Source organism: Nonomuraea sp. B19D2 (genome assembly GCF_040137845.1).
Lineage (GTDB): Bacteria > Actinomycetota > Actinomycetes > Streptosporangiales > Streptosporangiaceae > Nonomuraea.
Window position 1 is genome coordinate 1 of sequence record NZ_JBEFAK010000047.1, and the last position, 15,328, is coordinate 15,328.

Annotated in this window: 16 protein-coding genes and 1 pseudogene; 9 read left to right on the forward strand and 8 right to left on the reverse strand. The window is 69.7% G+C overall.

Annotated elements, in window-relative coordinates:
• The first annotated feature begins 427 nt into the window (after positions 1-427).
• On the forward strand, positions 428-883 hold the full coding sequence (locus ABN273_RS47985; RefSeq protein ID WP_349456308.1) for a pyridoxamine 5'-phosphate oxidase family protein: 456 nt from the start codon (positions 428-430) through the stop codon (positions 881-883).
• Positions 884-1,274: 391 nt separating this feature from the next.
• Positions 1,275-2,561 carry a PP2C family protein-serine/threonine phosphatase gene (locus tag ABN273_RS47990; protein ID WP_349456309.1) on the forward strand — a complete coding sequence of 429 codons (1,287 nt, stop codon included), beginning with the start codon at positions 1,275-1,277 and terminating at the stop codon, positions 2,559-2,561.
• A gap of 178 nt (positions 2,562-2,739) precedes the next feature.
• Here ABN273_RS47990 and ABN273_RS47995 read toward each other — a convergent pair whose 3' ends face one another.
• The 3 genes from ABN273_RS47995 to ABN273_RS48005 are packed head-to-tail and all read right to left on the reverse strand — an operon-like array spanning position 2,740 to position 5,386.
• On the reverse strand, positions 2,740-3,351 hold the full coding sequence (locus ABN273_RS47995; RefSeq protein WP_349456310.1) for a class I SAM-dependent methyltransferase: 612 nt from the start codon (positions 3,349-3,351) through the stop codon (positions 2,740-2,742).
• Positions 3,348-3,974, reverse strand: coding sequence for a TIGR04282 family arsenosugar biosynthesis glycosyltransferase (locus tag ABN273_RS48000; protein ID WP_349456311.1), 627 nt, complete (start codon positions 3,972-3,974; stop codon positions 3,348-3,350). Before ABN273_RS48000 ends, ABN273_RS47995 begins: the two co-directional genes overlap by 4 nt.
• A gap of 29 nt (positions 3,975-4,003) precedes the next feature.
• Positions 4,004-5,386 (reverse strand): hypothetical protein, encoded by a 1,383-nt coding sequence (locus ABN273_RS48005; protein ID WP_349456313.1) that lies wholly within the window; start codon positions 5,384-5,386, stop codon positions 4,004-4,006.
• Positions 5,387-5,530: 144 nt separating this feature from the next.
• On the opposite strand from ABN273_RS48005, the gene ABN273_RS48010 reads away from it, so the two are divergent.
• The 6 genes from ABN273_RS48010 (at position 5,531) to ABN273_RS48035 (ending at position 11,377) form a co-directional block, all read left to right on the forward strand.
• Positions 5,531-6,511: an NAD-dependent epimerase/dehydratase family protein gene (locus tag ABN273_RS48010; RefSeq protein ID WP_349456314.1), complete on the forward strand. Its 981-nt coding sequence runs from the start codon at positions 5,531-5,533 to the stop codon at positions 6,509-6,511.
• Positions 6,508-7,164 (forward strand): glycosyltransferase family 2 protein, encoded by a 657-nt coding sequence (locus ABN273_RS48015; protein ID WP_349456384.1) that lies wholly within the window; start codon positions 6,508-6,510, stop codon positions 7,162-7,164. Before ABN273_RS48010 ends, ABN273_RS48015 begins: the two co-directional genes overlap by 4 nt.
• A 153-nt stretch (positions 7,165-7,317) precedes the next feature.
• Positions 7,318-7,968: a TetR/AcrR family transcriptional regulator gene (locus ABN273_RS48020; RefSeq protein ID WP_349456315.1), complete on the forward strand. Its 651-nt coding sequence runs from the start codon at positions 7,318-7,320 to the stop codon at positions 7,966-7,968.
• A gap of 33 nt (positions 7,969-8,001) precedes the next feature.
• Positions 8,002-8,937, forward strand: coding sequence for an ABC transporter ATP-binding protein (locus ABN273_RS48025; RefSeq protein WP_349456316.1), 936 nt, complete (start codon positions 8,002-8,004; stop codon positions 8,935-8,937).
• Complete coding sequence (locus ABN273_RS48030; RefSeq protein ID WP_349456317.1) at positions 8,934-10,544, forward strand: ABC transporter permease; 1,611 nt, start codon at positions 8,934-8,936, stop codon at positions 10,542-10,544. The genes ABN273_RS48025 and ABN273_RS48030 overlap by 4 nt, the downstream gene beginning before the upstream one ends.
• Before the next feature lie 44 nt (positions 10,545-10,588).
• On the forward strand, positions 10,589-11,377 hold the full coding sequence (locus tag ABN273_RS48035) for a class I SAM-dependent methyltransferase (protein ID WP_349456319.1): 789 nt from the start codon (positions 10,589-10,591) through the stop codon (positions 11,375-11,377).
• 235 nt (positions 11,378-11,612) lie between these two features.
• Here ABN273_RS48035 and ABN273_RS48040 read toward each other — a convergent pair whose 3' ends face one another.
• The 4 genes and pseudogenes from ABN273_RS48040 to ABN273_RS59910 form a co-directional block, all read right to left on the reverse strand.
• On the reverse strand, positions 11,613-12,929 hold the full coding sequence (locus tag ABN273_RS48040) for an RNA polymerase sigma factor (RefSeq protein ID WP_349456385.1): 1,317 nt from the start codon (positions 12,927-12,929) through the stop codon (positions 11,613-11,615).
• Positions 12,929-13,276 carry a YciI family protein gene (locus ABN273_RS48045; protein WP_349456321.1) on the reverse strand — a complete coding sequence of 116 codons (348 nt, stop codon included), beginning with the start codon at positions 13,274-13,276 and terminating at the stop codon, positions 12,929-12,931. The genes ABN273_RS48040 and ABN273_RS48045 overlap by 1 nt, the downstream gene beginning before the upstream one ends.
• A gap of 172 nt (positions 13,277-13,448) precedes the next feature.
• Positions 13,449-13,628: a hypothetical protein gene (locus tag ABN273_RS48050; protein ID WP_349456323.1), complete on the reverse strand. Its 180-nt coding sequence runs from the start codon at positions 13,626-13,628 to the stop codon at positions 13,449-13,451.
• Positions 13,629-13,978: 350 nt separating this feature from the next.
• Positions 13,979-14,095, reverse strand: a pseudogene (locus tag ABN273_RS59910) (NAD(P)-binding protein); the annotation flags it as partial.
• 133 nt (positions 14,096-14,228) lie between these two features.
• On the opposite strand from ABN273_RS59910, the gene ABN273_RS48055 reads away from it, so the two are divergent.
• On the forward strand, positions 14,229-14,423 hold the full coding sequence (locus ABN273_RS48055) for a hypothetical protein (protein WP_349456324.1): 195 nt from the start codon (positions 14,229-14,231) through the stop codon (positions 14,421-14,423).
• A 93-nt stretch (positions 14,424-14,516) separates the two neighbouring features.
• Here the strand turns inward: ABN273_RS48055 and ABN273_RS48060 are convergent, their stop codons facing one another.
• Complete coding sequence (locus ABN273_RS48060) at positions 14,517-15,287, reverse strand: DUF6585 family protein (RefSeq protein ID WP_349456325.1); 771 nt, start codon at positions 15,285-15,287, stop codon at positions 14,517-14,519.
• Positions 15,288-15,328: the final 41 nt, after the last annotated feature.

A 15,328-nucleotide genomic window follows, 5' to 3' on the forward strand; every position in this document is an offset into this window, starting at 1 on the left:
AGAACACCGATTCACCCGATTCCAAAAACAAGACAAACGATGCTAAAGTGACTATTGAGGCGATTGCTTCCTAATAGTCACCGATTACGGGTGACCTTCTCAAACACCATCTCCCTGGGCGCGGCCGGGCGACGCGCCGGTTACAGGCGGGTGTACGGACGATCGCGGCTGATTCCAGACAGGATGAACCCTCCAGAGCATGCGGAAGCTGGACATGCGACCGCTGGCCGTGAACCAGACTAGGCGCCCTGAGCAGGCCGTTCATCAGGGCGTACGTTAACAATTCCAGCGCCGAAGTCCCAGAGAAGCGAGATCCGCCCCTTAGCTGGACGAGGAATACGAATGCCACGAGGCGCGACCTGTTCGGCGAGAATGATGGGACTTTCGCCCCTACCGTAGTGGGGGCGTGAGCGGGATCTTGAGAAGTATGCAGCTCGACTCGTCCGGACTACAGGTGCTCTCCCCCGAGGAGTGTCTCGGCCTGCTGTCCACCACACCGATCGGGCGCATCGTCTTCACCGATCGCGCCCTGCCGGCCGTACAACCGGTCAACTTTCATCTCGACGGCCACTCCATCGTGATCCGAACCTCCATCGGATCCAAACTGGCCGCCGCCACCCGGCACGCCATAGTGGCCTTCGAAGCCGACCAATTCGACACCGAACTGCACACCGGCTGGTCCGTCACCGCCGTAGGACACGCCCGCGCCGTCACCGACCCCACTGAGATCAACCGACTGACCGCACTTCCCCTCACCACCTGGGCCCCCGGTAGCCGCGACCACTACATCGTCGTCGAAGCAGAGCAGATCTCCGGCCGCCGCATCATCAGCCCGCACCTCAACGGAAACGGAACGCCATCTCCCTGCTCCGCGCAGCGATGATCACGACGACCCACCCCGTGGGTCCGGCACCCGATGCGGGCTGCTTCGGCAGCATCCTGCAACTCGGGCCAGGGTCACCCGACGCTCGCGGCGATCGAGACTGACGACCTGGCGGTTGCGGGCCAGCACCCGATGCGTATGTGGGCTGGGCCCCGACGAACGTCGTCACGTCACGCGCACCCGTACCGTAGCTCGCGTCGGCCGGTGCCCCCGCTCGCCCTCCACGCCTCCTCAGCACGTGCGCGTAGTCTGAAAACGGGGCGACGTGATGCCGGAAGGAAGCAGGATGGCGCACGATCGGCGCTGGCCAGACGCCCGCTGGGAGCCAGGGGGCCGCGCCACTCGACGAGCCGCAGCTCAGCAGCCATCGCGGGGAAAGACCAGGGATGCCATGAGCGCGGGAGCGTCGCAGCGTGCCCTCGGCCAGCAATGGCTGCAACGCCTGCTGGACGCGGTCGTGTCGGTCAGCGCCGACATGGATACTCGCACTGTTCTGCACCGCATTGTGGAAGCGGCCGCCGACCTGGTCGGCGCACGCTACGGGGCGCTGGGCGTGCTCGGGCAGAGCGGTGAGTTCACCGATCTGATCACCGTGGGCGTCGACCACCAGCGGTTGATGACCGTTGCCGGCCTGCCACAGGGCCACGGCCTGCTGCACACCTTGGTGGCAGACCAGCAGGCGTTGCGGGTGCCAGACGTGGCGGTCGACCCTCGTTCCGTTGGCTTTCCGCCCGGGCACCCGGTCATGCATACCCTGCTGGGTGTTCCGCTGATGGTGCGTGGCACTGTCTACGGCAACCTCTACCTCGCCGACAAGAAGGACGGCACACCCTTCGGCGACGACGACGAGGCACTGCTGACCGCGCTGGCCAGCGCCGCGAGCGTCAGCCTCGAAAACGCCCGCCTGTACGAGCGCCTCAAGCACGCCGCCGAGCACTTCCAGCGCCGCATGTTGCCCGCGTTGCCCGACCTGACGCCGCTGCAGGCGGCAGCCCGCTACGAGCCGGCCTCCGAACTGCCCAGGCTCGGCGGTGACTGGTACGACGCCATGGTCTTGCCCGACGGCGCTACGTGCGTGGTGGTAGGCGACGTCACCGGCCACGACATCGAGGCCGCCCCGCTGATGGGGCAGATCAGCAACATGCTGAGGGCGCTGGCCTTCGACCATTGCGGGCCGCCGAGCCTGATCGTGTGCAAACTGGACCATGTCCTGTCGATGTTGGATGACCCCCCAACGGCCACCTTGGTGCTCGGCCGCATCGAGTGCGACCGTGGACAGTACACCTTTCACTGGAGCAACGCCGGGCACCTGCCTCCGCTACTCATCCACGCGGAGGGCAGCACCTGCTACCTCGCGCCCACCCATCACGGGATTCCGGTGGGCATCGATACGACCGTGCCCCGGTTCAACCATGAACACCTGCTGCCGCCGGCAAGCACCCTGCTGTTGTTCACCGACGGGCTGGTGGAGCGCCGCGGTCAGAACATCGATGCCAGCTTGGACGACCTGGCCGACCAGGCCGCCCGCCTGGCCGGAGCTCCACTCGACGACCTGTGCGACGCCCTGATGGTCCCAAGCGGCCAGGTGTTCGATGACGATGTCGCGGTGCTGGCGCTGCGACTGCCGGACCCGCAGCCCGGCTCGCCGGCCGAGTGCCGGCAGCCCCTGCGGCCATGACCGTGACCGGGATCTAGGAGGCAACGCCACCGCCGTAGGCGCCGCGGCCAACGTCGTCGTGCTCGGCATCGCCGCCCGCAACGGGACTCCGATCAGCTTCTGGCAGTTCACCAGGTACGGCCTGATCGTCACGGCGGTCACCGTCGCCCTGGTCGCCCCCTACCTGTGGCTGCGCCGTCTAGCTCAGACGGGCCATCCAGCGGCCGTGAGTCGTCCAGCAGTCCACGATCGGGAAGCCACCGGCGCCTGCCACGCGCTGGATGTCGCTCACCGACACGGTCGCCCACCCGAACCAGTCACCGATGTGCGGGCCGCGGCGCAGGCGTACCCGGTCGATCCGGCTTCTCGTCGCGGGCGGTGCGAGCTCGACCAGGACCTGGCCGCCCGGCCGGACCAGCTGCCTGACCCGCCGCAGCAGCGTCTCGGGGTGGCCGCCGATGCCGATGTTGCCGTCGGCGAGCAGCGCCGTCGCCCACTGACCGCTGCCTGGCACCTCGTCGAAGACGTTCCGGAGCATGGCGAAGCCTCCCGCCTTGCGGGTGAGGGCGACGGCGCGAGGCGTGATGTCGATGCCGAGCGCCTGAACGCCGCGGCGGGCCAGTGCGGCCGTGAGCCGGCCGGGGCCGGAGCCGATGTCCAGGGTCGGGCTGGTGCACCTGCTGAGGAGTGTTTCGTCGCCGTCGACCGGCTCGAACCAGCGGGCGGTCTCCAGCACCATGCGGGTGCCGTCGACGTACTCGATCTCGGCGGTGGCTCCGGCGAGCGCGTCGGCGTAGAGCTGCCCGATCATCGGCCCAGCTTCCGTAGCGTGTTGGCGAAGTGGGAATCGGGTGCCTGCGCGGCCACCGCGATGGCGTCGGCCGCGGTGTCGACGTCGGTCAGCTCGGGCAGCAGGTGGATGGTGAGCCCGGCCCGGTCCAGCCGGTCGAGCTGGAGCTTGCCGGTTTCCGGGTGCGACATGGGCACCGCGCGGAGCAGCGAAGGGTCCGGCTCGCGCAGGCCGAGCAGCCAGAAGCCGCCGTCGGCGGCCGGGCCGAACACGGCGTCGCGGCGTTCCAGGGCGTCCACCGCCTCTCCCAGCAGAGCGGGAGTCACCTGCGGGGTGTCCATGCCGATCAGCACAACGGGTTCCGGCCGGAGCCGGTAGGCGTCCGAGAAAGCCGCCGCCAGACGCTCGTCCAGTCCCGAGCCGCGCTGCGGGATCACCACGAAGCCGGGCGGCAGCCAACTGCCCGGCAGCCCGTCCAGGGCGAGCACCCGCTGGGTGGCGAGTGTCTCGGACACGGCGATCAGACTGTCACGCAGAGCGGCCTCTGCGAGCGCCGCGGCCTGGTCCGGGCTGTACGGCGGGGTGAGCCGGGTCTTGACCCTCCCGGCTACCGGCTCCTTGGCGATGATCACGATCTGGGTCATGTGCTCGACAGTAGGGCGACGGACCGTGCTCAATCCTTACGAGATACTGACGACTCCTGATGTCGCCGAGTCCGCGACTGCAGCCGTTCGGCCAGTGCGAGCATGGTCTTTCTGATCCCCGCTTCGCAGGGCCGGCGCACGGCCCAGCCGATCAGCACGGCCAGTGTGGCAGCGGCGTAGAACGGCATCGCCGGGCTGGGGTGCGCCGCCGGGCCGGCGACGTAGGCGATCGCGCCCGCCAGGGCCACGCCCAGCCATTCCCATCGGTTGTCCATGGCGGCCAGCGCGACGACCAGGAGCGCGTACCAGGAGTACCCCGGGGTGAACAGCAGCAGGAGCGAGCCGGTGACCACCAGGGCCCCGTGCCAGGGACGTTCCGGGTCGCCGTGGCGCAGAACGTACAGGACGATGAGGGCGAGCAGCAGGATCGCGGCGTACGGCGCCCACGAATCGGGCATCACCAGCCGCAGCACCACATAGCGGTTCCCGTCGCCGGGTGCCTCGTACCGCTCCTCGCGGAGATAGCCCAGCAGGTAGCCCACGACCGGGGCCCGCGCGGTCAGCACGTACGGCAGGTACGCCAGGCCCGCGGCGAGCGCGGCGGGCACGGCGATCCGGAGGACGCGCCGCCATGCCACCCCATTTGCCAGCGCGCCGGACAACGCGCCGGGCAGCGCCGTGGCGGGCAACAACTTGGCCGCCACGGCCGCGCCCAGCAGCGCGCCGCGAGGGCGCACGGTGCAGAAGGCGAGCACGACCAGCAGCACGCCCAGCATGTCGACGTGCGCGTTGTTCACGGCCTCGACGGGTACGGAGGGGCACCACGCCCAGTAGGCGGCCGTCCGGACGCCGGCCTGGCGGCACAGCGCGAGCAGCACCAGGACGGCCATCACCCAGCCGCCGAGCTGGAGGACCTTGTGCCGGACGCCGTCCGGCGAGAGCCAATGGACGAGCAGGAAGTAGCCTTGCGCGACCGGCGGGTAGATCGTGGGCACCGTGGGGCGGTTGATCCGGGTGCAGCCGCCACCGGGGAGCGGCCAGAGCTCGGGGGCCGTGCACTCCGGCGGGAACAGCCAGTCGTCGCGCAGCGGGGCGAGGGCGGGAGAGGCCGGCACGTGGTCGTAGGGCGAGATGCCCGCCGCCTGCACCCGGCCGTCCCACGCGTACCGGTAGGAGTCGGTGCTGCTGCTCGGCGGCGCCGCCAGCCCGATCGCGGACAACACGACGCCGCCCGCGACGACCAGGGCAGTCAGCTGCCTTTCCGGCACTCGCCGGGCCAGCCACAAGGCCGCGGCGAACAGCGCCCAGGCCAGGAGATACCAGCCCAGGCGGGGCGGCCCGGCCACCATCTGGGCCACGACGGCGGCCAGTGCCAGGAGCACCCCGCCCACGAACAGCATGTGACGGCTCACACCTGGCAGCGTCGCACCTGGACCCGGGTTCGCGGCTACCGCGGCGCAGGCCGTATGCACTCCGTAAGAATCTCGGCCCGCTAGTTCTTACGGAGTGCGAACGAGGGCTTCAGCGCCATCTCGTTGCGCATTAGCGTCGGCCGGGTGAGAGTGATGGTCACCGGCTCGGCCGGTTTCATCGGCAGCCACGTCGTCGAGGTCCTGGAGGCCGCGGGGCACGAGGTCGTCGGCCTCGACCTGCGCACCGGCACCGACGTACGCGACGGCGCGGCGCTGGATCGGCTGCTGCCGGGCGTGGACCTCGTGGCGCACCAGGCGGCCAAGGTCGGTCTCGGCGTCGACGTCTCCGACCTGCCGGACTACGCCTCGGCCAACATGTACGGCACGGCCGTACTCCTGGCGGCCATGGCGCGGCACCAGGTCGGGCGGCTGGTGCTCGCCTCCTCGATGGTGGTCTACGGCGAGGGCCGCTACGCGTGCGCCGAGCACGGCCAGGTCCGGCCCGGCCCGCGTGCCGTACAGGACCTGGAGCGGGGCCTGTACGATCCGGCCTGCCCGCGGTGCGGCGAGCCGGTGCGCTTCGCCGCCATCGGGGAGGACGCGCCGCCCGATCCGCGCAATGCCTACGCCACCAGCAAGCTCGCCCAGGAGCACCTGGCCGCCAACTGGGCCAGGGAGACCGGCGGGAGTGCTGTTGCGCTCAGGTACCACAACGTCTACGGGCCGCGCATGCCTCGCGACACGCCCTATGCAGGAGTGGCCGCGATCTTCCGTTCCGAGCTGGAGTCAGGTCGGCCGCCGAAGGTGTTCGAGGACGGCCGCCAGCTCCGCGACTTCGTGCACGTACGCGACGTTGCCCAGGCGAACCTGGCCGCTGTCCTGGCTCCCTCGCGACCCGGCGAACTGAGGGCCTACAACATCGCCAGCGGCATCCCGCACACCGTGGGCGAGATGGCGCTCGCGCTGGCTGCCGCACGGGGTGGACCGGACCCAAGGATCATCGGCGGTTACCGGCTGGGGGACGTGCGCCACATCGTGGCCTCTCCCGAACGGGCCGCGCTCGAGCTCGGCTTCCGCGCTGGGATCGGCTTCGAGGACGGGATGAAGGAGTTCGCGTGGTCATGACGGTGGACGTGATTCTGCCCTGCCTGAATGAGGAGGCTGCGCTCGGTTGGGTGCTCGAGCGCATGCCTGACGGTTACCGTGCGCTCGTGGTCGACAACGGCTCCACCGACCGCTCGGCCGACGTCGCCCGCGAGTTCGGCACCCAGGTTGTCCACGAACCCCGGCGCGGCTTCGGCGCCGCCTGCCACGCCGGCCTGCTGGCCTCGTCCGCCGACATCGTCTGTTTCATGGACGCCGACGCCTCGCTCGACCCCGAGCGGCTGCCCATCGTGGCCGCGCCCGTCATCGACGGTCACGCCGACCTGGTCCTTGGCGCCCGTCGGCCGCAAGCCGCGGGTGCCTGGCCCTGGCACGCCCGGCTCGGCAACGCCGTCCTGGCGCGCACCCTGCGCCGCCGCGCGGGGGTGGTGCTGCACGATCTCGGGCCGATGCGGGCGGCCCGGCGCAGCCGGCTCCTGGAGCTGGGGCTGACCGACCGCCGGTTCGGCTACCCGCTGGAGATGGTCCTGCGGGCCGCCGCAGCCGGCTGGCGAATCGCCGAGGTGGATGTGGACTACCTACCCCGAGTAGGGCGCTCCAAGGTGACCGGAACCGTGCGCGGCACGCTGCGCGCCGTCTCCGACATGCGGCGAGTCATGGCCGAACTGGGATGAGCCAGGTCGCTCGGCAGCTCTGCATACGGGCAAGGCGCGAAGCTGAGACAGAGGCGATCAGAAGGCACTGAGCCTGGCCGAATACGTACCGCTTCGAAGCGTAGTTCTGACCTCTGTTGCCGCGGCGCTGAACATATGTTTACTATAGTAAACGTGTGTTCAGCTCCTTCGGCGGATCTGACCGCCCAGGCCAAGATCCGTAACGCCGCCATCGCGCACTTCGCCCGCGACGGCTTCCAGAAAACGAACCTGCGCGCTGTCGCGGCCACCGCGGGGGTGAGCGCCGCCCTGGTCATCCGGCACTTCGGCAGCAAGGACAACCTGCGGAGAGTCTGCGACGAGCACGTCCTGCAGATCCTGGTGCGGAGGGCCCGGACCGTGGCCGACCTGGCCGGCGTGCGGGATCTGTCCCAGGAATATCTGTCGGACTCGGAGGAGTACCGCCTCCATGTGCAGTACATGGTGCGCGCGATCGAGGAGGACTCCTCCGCGGCCACCACGTTCGTCAACACGCTGGTGAAGGAGACCGAGCAGCTCTTCCGGGACGGGATCGCCAGCGGCTCGATGCGCCAGTCCTCCGACGTGCGGGCGCTGGCCGTGCTCACCGTGCTGGTGAGCCTGGCCACGCTGACCATGGCGCCGCCCCTGACCCGCGCACTCGGCTTCGAACGCATGGGCCCCGACGTGCTGCAGCGCATCGGGCTGCCCATGCTCGAGATCTACACCCACGGCTTGTACGCCGACGACACCATGCTCAAAGCCGCCCAGACCGCCTGGGAGGACCAGCGGGGAGACGATCTCTAGCCCTCTCCTCATCACCACCACACAAGGACACCCATGATGACTAAGACCGATGCCATTTCCATGGCCGGATTGGTCAAGTCGTTCGGCCCGGCACGGGCACTGAACGGCCTCGACCTCGTCGTACGGACTGGCGAGGTGCACGGCTTCCTCGGGCCCAACGGCGCGGGCAAGAGCACCACGATCCGGATCCTGCTGGGCCTGATGCGCCCCGACGCGGGCACCGCCTGGCTGCTCGGCGGCGACCCCTGGACACAGACCGCTGAGCTGCACCGCCGCCTGGCCTACGTGCCCGGCGACGTCACCCTGTGGCCCGGCCTGTCCGGCGGCGAGGCCATCGACCTGCTCGGCCGGCTGCGCGGCGGGCTGGACCGGCGGCGCCGGGACGAACTGATCGAGCGCTTCGACCTCGACCCGCGTAAGAAGGGCCGCACCTACTCCAAGGGCAACCGCCAGAAGGTGGCACTGGTCGCGGCGCTGGCCTCCGACGCCGAACTCCTCATCCTCGACGAGCCCACCTCCGGACTGGACCCGCTGATGGAGGAGATCTTCCGCCAGACGGTCCAGGAGGTGCGGCGCGCGGGCGACCGTACGGTGCTGCTGTCCAGCCACATCCTCTCCGAGGTCGAGGCGCTGTGCGACCGGATCACGATCATCCGCGACGGCCGTACCGTTGAGACCGGCACCATGGCCGAGCTGCGGCACCTCACCCGCACCTCTATCGACGCCGAGCTGGCCGCCCCACCGGACGGGTTGGCCGACCTGCCGGGCGTGCACGGCCTGCGCGCCGACGGCGGCCGGGTACGCTTCAGCGTCGACGCCGCCGCGCTGGACCTCGCACTTCGCCATCTCACCCAGGCCGGCGTGCGCAGCCTGGTCAGCCGGCCTCCGACGCTGGAGGAGCTGTTCCTCCGGCACTACGACCGCGCGACCGCGAATGTCAAGGGCCGGCACGCGGAGGCAGGGCGATGAACGCGTTCGTCGGCACGGGAAAGCTCATCCGCCTGGTGCTGCGGCGCGATTGTGTGCTGCTGCCGCTCTGGGTGGCCTTCATCTGCATGATCCCGGTGGTGTTCGTCGGCGCATTCACCGGCGCGTACCCCACGGCCGAGGCCCGCCAGCACTACTACGAGACCAGCGTCCACACCAGGGCCTTCACCGTCGCCTACGGCGTGCTGAACGGCTCCAGCCTCGGCGAGCTCGTCGCCTGGCGGTCGGGGTTCGTGACGTTCATGGTCGCGCTGTTCGCACTGCTCATGGTCATCCGGCACACGCGTACGGAAGAGGAGGCCGGACGGCGCGAACTGGTCGGGGCCACCGCGGTGTCCCGGCACGCCGACTTGGCCGCCACTCTGATCGTCACCTGCGGGGCCGCCCTCGTCCTGGGCGTGGCCTCGGCGCTGGCGCTGATCGGCCAGGGCCTGCCCGCCGCCGGCTCCCTGGCGCTCGGACTCGGGTTCACGGTGGCCGCCTGCGTGTTCGCCTCGATCGGCGCGGTGACAGCGCAGCTCACGACCGGCGCGGGCGGCGCGCGCGCCATCGGGATCAGCACGCTCGGCGCCGCGATCCTGCTGCGCGGCGTCGGCGACGTCGCCACGCAGTCCGGTGACGGGCCCGCCTGGGTGTCCTGGCTGACGCCGCTCGGCTGGGCGGAGGCGCTGCGGCCCTACACCGGCGAACGCTGGTGGGTCCTCGTGCTCGCGGCCGGCGCCGTGATGGCGCTGATCGCGCTGGCCGTGGCGCTGTCGGAGCGGCGCGACCTCGGCGCCGGCATGTTCCAGGCCCGCCTGGGCCCAGCCGCCGCCGGACCTCGCCTGAGCAGCCCGCTGGCGCTGGCCTGGCGGCTGCACCGCGGCCCGCTGATCAGCAGGATCGTAGGACTCGCCGTGGTCGGGCTCGTGGTCGGCGCGATGTCGGCGAGCCTCGCGGCGCTGATGGACAACAGCGGCGCCGCGGCCCGGGAGGCGCTGGCCCGGCTCGGCGGTCCCGGCACGCTCGTCGACCAGTTCCTCGCCCCCATGATGACCATGCTCGGCCTGGTCAGCGCCGGTTTCGCCATCCAGGCGGCGCTGCTGCTCAGGAACGAGGAGCGCGACGGGCGGGCCGAGCCCCTGCTTGCCACCCCGGTGCGCCGGCTGCGCTGGGCGGGCAGCCACTTCGCGTTCATACTGCTCGGCCCGGCGCTCGGGTTGATCGCCTTTGGGACGGCCGTCGGTCTGGCGCGCGGCCTCAACGCCGGCGACGTCGCCCGTGAGCTGTCCCGCCTCCTGGCCGCCGCTCTCGTGCAGCTCCCGGTGGTGTGGGTGTTCACCGGGGTCGCGTTCGCCCTGTTCGGGCTGCTGCCCCGGCTGGTCGCCGGCACGTTCGCGGTGGCCATGGTGAGCATGTTGTTCGGCTGGGTCGGCCTGGAGTTGCAGCTCGACCAGTGGGTCATCAACCTGTCGGTCTTCGAGCACGTACCGAAACTTCCCGGCGGGGTCATGACGGCCACGCCACTGATCGTTATGACCGTCGTCGCGGCGGCCCTCGTCGCGGCCGGCCTGGTCGGATTCACCCGACGCGACATGCCCACCGCCTGAGCCTGGAGGACATCATGGGAGTGACCCTTCCTACCCTGACCCCGTTGCAGGAAACCCTGTGGGTGACGCTGTGCGGACGCGCACTCGACAGCCGCCTGCCACGCCCCATACTCGGCGACCGCATGGCCTACGAGATCGTCCGCAAGACCGGCTACGATCACCGGAAACTCCGTTGGAGCGCGGCCTCGGCCATCGACGTCGCCCAGCGCGCCAAGAAGCTGGACGAAGTGGCCCAGCAGTTCATGGCCCGCCACCCCGACGCGATCGGCATCGACCTGGGGGCCGGCTTCGACACCCGGGCCCTCCGCATCGACCCGCCGCCCACGGCTGACTGGTACGACGTCGACTTCCCCGAAGTCGTGGACGCCCGGCACCGGGTCATCCCCGATCGGCCGCACACGCACACGATCGGCGCGGACCTGACCGAGCCCGGCTGGCTGGAGGCGCTCCCCGCCGACCGCCCCGCCGTGATCGTCGCCGACGGCGTGCTGCCCTTCCTCTCCCAGGAAGAGATGATCACGCTGCTGGACCGTCTCACCAGCCACTTCCCCAGCGGGGAGATCGCGTTCAACGTCTACACCCGATTCACCATCTGGGCCGCGAAACACTACTCCGGCAGCAAATTCCTGGCGCCCCACTTGAAGTCTCCGGGATTCGACCGCCTCGACCCCGTACGGTGGAACCCGCGACTGACCCTGATCCGGCACATCCTGCTCACCCGGGAGCCCGAGGTCGACCAGTTCCCGAGGGCCCTGCGCCTGTGGACCCGCCTGTCGGCGCTCAGCGCGGCCTTCTCCAGGCTGGGCACCACGGTCGCGCACTACCGTTTCTGACGATTCCGGCTGGCGACTCACGCCGGGTCGGGCAGGTTGTCCAAATCCGCTTCCGAGATTACAAAGCGCCGGCCATGCTGCTGCGCGCGCTGCTGGTGGCGCATAGCAAACCAGCAGGGCTCTCTGAACGGGCGGCTCACCCAAGGCCAGCACGAGACGAGAGGCAACGACCTCAGCGGATACCTCGTGTGCTCCATGTTGGTCCGCGTCGTTCCTCTGCGGGGCAATCCGGCTCTCACCATGACGGCTCATCCTGCGCCACGGGCGGTAGATGGTGGAGGCGGGCAGCCAGGTAGGCCCGTTCCACGGCGTTCTCGGTGAGAAGGACCGCCTCCTCGTAGGCCGCACGGGCCTCCGCGACGCGCCCGAGGCGGGCCAGGAACGCGCCGCGCGAGGAGGCGGCGTAGGCGTACCCGGCGAGCTGCGGTTCGGCGGCCAGCGCGTCGAGCGCGGCCAGGCCGGCGGCGGGGCCACGGGCGAAGCCCACGGCGACCGCGCGGTTGAGCGCGACCACGGGAGAGGGCCACAACCGCACCAGCAGGTCGTACAGCGCCACGATCTCGGCCCAGTCGGTGTCCTGCCAGGCGGACGCCTCGGCGTGCACGGCCGCGATGGCGGCCATCAGGGCGAAGCGGCCCGGTGGCCGGTGCCGTAAGGCGTGCCTGACCAGCGCGACACCCTCGTCGATCGCGCGCCGGTCCCACCGCGATCTGTCCTGCTCGGACAGGAGGACCAGTCGGCCGTCCGCGCCTGTCCGGGCACCGCGGCGGGCGTCGGTGAGCAGGATGAGAGCCAGCAGACCCGCGACGCCCGCGTCATCAGGCAGTAGCGTCCGCAGCATGCGGGCCAGTTCGAGCGAGCGTTCGACGAGGTCCCGGCGGATGAGTTCCGCCCCTGCCGGAGCGGTGTGCCCAGTGGTGAACAGCAGGTGCACAACGGTGAGGACAGCATCCACGCGGGCCGGCAACTCGTCCGTTGCGGGCACGCGGTAGGGGATGGCGGCCGCGGCGATCTTCTTCTTGGCCCGGGTGATCCGCGCCGCCATCGTGGCCTCGCCGACCAAGAAGGCGCGCGCCACCTCGGCTGTTTTGAGCCCGCACAGCAACCGCAGCGTGAGCGCCACCTGCGCCTCGACGGACAGCGCAGGATGGCAGCACGTGAAGATCAGCCGTAGCCGGTCATCGGGGATGGCCGGGTCGCCGCCGCCTCCCGGCCCCGGCTCGGTCTGCTCGGTGAGCAGGTACGGCAGGAGGCGCCGCATCGTCGCCTCCCTGCGCAGCAGTTCCAGCGCTCGCCGCCGGGCAACCGTGGTCAGCCATGCCCCGGGCTTGGCCGGCACACCGCGCTGGGACCATGCGGCCAAGGCCTGCGCGTAGGCGTCCTGCACGCACTCCTCGGCCAGATCCAGGTCCCGCGTGACGCGCACCGCCGCGGCGAGCACGAAGGCCCACTCACGGCGGTGCGCGTCGGCCACCGCAGCGGCAACCGAGGCGCCATCGGACCATCGGGTACGCCGGCCGGCCTCGACACGGTCGTGCCCAGCGGCGTCCATCACTCGAACACCCGGATAGGCCGCACCTCGACCCCGCCGAAGGGCGCCGGCACCCGCTTGGCCACGGCCAGCGCTTCGTCCAGGTGCGCGACCTCGATCAGGTAGTAGCCGGCCAGAACCTCCTTGGTCTCGGCGAACGCACCGTCGGTGACGGTGAACCCGCCGGAGGAGTCCGACCGGATCGACGTCGAGGTGTCAGCGCCCTGAAGAGCCTGACCGCCGCGGAGGACCGCAGCGTAGGCGGCGCCGAACTCCTCGTGCGCCTTCAGCAGGCTGTCGAACTCCTCCGGGCTCGCCCCTGCACGTACGGCCTCATCGTCGTAGATCAGAATCAGGTACTGCGGCATGACGCATCCTTCCTTCATTCGACCATGGACCCGATACCGGGCCCTCATCAATCCGATGAATGACATCCGCCGAAATCGACAGCCTGGCCCAACTGCACCCGTCATCACGCGGCCCAGCCCCTGACCGCTTCGACAGCACACTTCGAAGGCTCACCGAAGGGCCGAGCACATGTCACCGCGGCATGGCGTACGGAACCGAAACGCGCCGGCTGCCGGTTGGGGCACTCTCCCGCACGGGTTTGTCGGTGCCGTCCGCCGGCACGCGCCCGGTGGCTGCCTCCGTGAGCGCGATCGTGAGCAGGCGGGCGTCGCGCAGAGCGGTGTGGGCTCCGTCGCCGCGCCCGGGCGACATGGTCCGGATGCCGGCGCGCAACCAGGTCGCATGCGAGGCGGCGCGGGTCCTCGGCCGTCTCCGAACCCTCGGGAAGGTCGCCGAGCGCCCAGGTGAAGTAGTCGCCGGGACGGCAGGTGGCTACGGCCATGGCGGGACCGTGACCCGATTGAACGTGTCGACAAGAGAGCCGGGCACCCAGTCGAGCGTGTCGAAAGGGGTGACTCCGTACAGGCAGGAGCCGAGATCTTCGAGTCCGGCCTCCGGCACGAGTCGCCGGCGGGATCGGCTTGCTGAACTGCGCGCAGTGCGGCTGTGCCTTCGTCCTTGATCGTTATCCGCCGGCCTTGACTGCGGAAGCGCGTGGCCGGGTCACGGTCGTAGACGGTCGCGCTGATGCCGCTCTTCTTGAGGCCCTGGGCCAGACAGAGTCCACCGATGCCACACCCAATGATCACGATATGCATGATTTCGACATTAGCTGTCATGACAGTTACTTTCTAGGCATGGAACCTTTCGGCGAAGGCGTGCCGTCGCCCGCAGCTCGCCAAGGAACTGCGCACAATCCTGGAAGGTCAGCCGGCGTCGCTGGGGATCACCACTCAGCAGGGCGCGGTGCTGATGCGGGTGGCGCTTGCGGCCAAGGGCCTCGTGGCACGCGCCAGGCAGCCGGAGGACCGGAGATCTGTTCTCATCGACCCCACCGAGGCGGGCCTGGCGCTGCTGCCCTCCATCTTCCCGATCTTCGGCGGCGTAGGCGGTCGACTGCTCGCCGGATTCTCCGCCGACGAGCAGGGGGCATGGCCCGGCGAATAGCGGCCCTGGTCCTGCCCGCTGGCCTGGAACAAGACCGAGCCTGAGCCGCTCAGGAACGACCTCACCACCCCTTGCCCCGAACCTCGAGGTGGCTCACCGATCCGGCGAAGGCGACCAGCCTGCGGCGGTGTGGATGATGGCAAGGAGGATCGAAAGGTTAGGGATGTCATAGGTGTCGCAGGTCGCCCACGAGAAGAGCGCGTTCTTCTTGTGAAGGGCCAGACGCCCCTGTTCGATTGCCGTGCTGCCGAGTTCGTCCCAGGTAAGCATTTTCTTCTTCCGGACGATGCCCTCAGGGCTGACGGACAGCGGGCCGAAAGCGACGGTCTCCCCGGCGTTGAAACGCTCCATCAATATGGGCAGCAGATGGTCGGCCACCACTTTCTGCCGGAGAATTTCAACGAGGTCCTCGATATTCTGGAACCGGTTGTTGTAAGTGAAGCTGTCTCCGTCCACGGTCTCGATGGTCGCGGCGTGGGCCGTCGCGTGGTGCACGCCGTTGATGTAGAGCTCGGTCACCGCGCGGCGGACTCCGGTGATGCGCTCAAGGGGCAGGACGTACACCCTTCCTCCCCGCGTTTCGACAAGGCCGCGTTCACACACATAGAGCCGTCGGCCGATCGACAGAACACGCGGCAGAATCGCCCACACCAGCACCGCGGAGCCGGCGACGAGCAACGGCATGGAGAGAGCGTCCCCGGCACCAAGGATGGCGGCACAGCCGAGCATGAACACCCCCAACACAAACCTACGCCAATCCCAGTAGTGAAATCCCGTCGAAAACCACCGCTCGACCGATCCCAGCCCCTGCCGGTCGGCCTCGGCCCGCACCTTTGCCTGCTCGGTCCATAACACCCCGCTCACTCCGTCCTGCCGAATGGGATTCGTCGCTACCTTCGATCTTC

What these genes read in the sequence shown, in the direction of transcription:
- ABN273_RS47985 (WP_349456308.1), top strand. Translation starts at nt 428, where the DNA reads ATGCAGCTCGACTCGTCCGGACTACAGGTGCTCTCCCCCGAGGAGTGT.
- ABN273_RS47990 (WP_349456309.1), top strand. Translation starts at nt 1,275, where the DNA reads ATGAGCGCGGGAGCGTCGCAGCGTGCCCTCGGCCAGCAATGGCTGCAA.
- ABN273_RS47995 (WP_349456310.1), bottom strand. Translation starts at nt 3,351, where the DNA reads ATGATCGGGCAGCTCTACGCCGACGCGCTCGCCGGAGCCACCGCCGAG.
- ABN273_RS48000 (WP_349456311.1), bottom strand. Translation starts at nt 3,974, where the DNA reads ATGACCCAGATCGTGATCATCGCCAAGGAGCCGGTAGCCGGGAGGGTC.
- ABN273_RS48015 (WP_349456384.1), top strand. Translation starts at nt 6,508, where the DNA reads ATGACGGTGGACGTGATTCTGCCCTGCCTGAATGAGGAGGCTGCGCTC.
- ABN273_RS48025 (WP_349456316.1), top strand. Translation starts at nt 8,002, where the DNA reads ATGATGACTAAGACCGATGCCATTTCCATGGCCGGATTGGTCAAGTCG.
- ABN273_RS48030 (WP_349456317.1), top strand. Translation starts at nt 8,934, where the DNA reads ATGAACGCGTTCGTCGGCACGGGAAAGCTCATCCGCCTGGTGCTGCGG.
- ABN273_RS48040 (WP_349456385.1), bottom strand. Translation starts at nt 12,929, where the DNA reads ATGGACGCCGCTGGGCACGACCGTGTCGAGGCCGGCCGGCGTACCCGA.
- ABN273_RS48045 (WP_349456321.1), bottom strand. Translation starts at nt 13,276, where the DNA reads ATGCCGCAGTACCTGATTCTGATCTACGACGATGAGGCCGTACGTGCA.
- ABN273_RS48050 (WP_349456323.1), bottom strand. Translation starts at nt 13,628, where the DNA reads ATGTCGCCCGGGCGCGGCGACGGAGCCCACACCGCTCTGCGCGACGCC.
- ABN273_RS48055 (WP_349456324.1), top strand. Translation starts at nt 14,229, where the DNA reads ATGCGGGTGGCGCTTGCGGCCAAGGGCCTCGTGGCACGCGCCAGGCAG.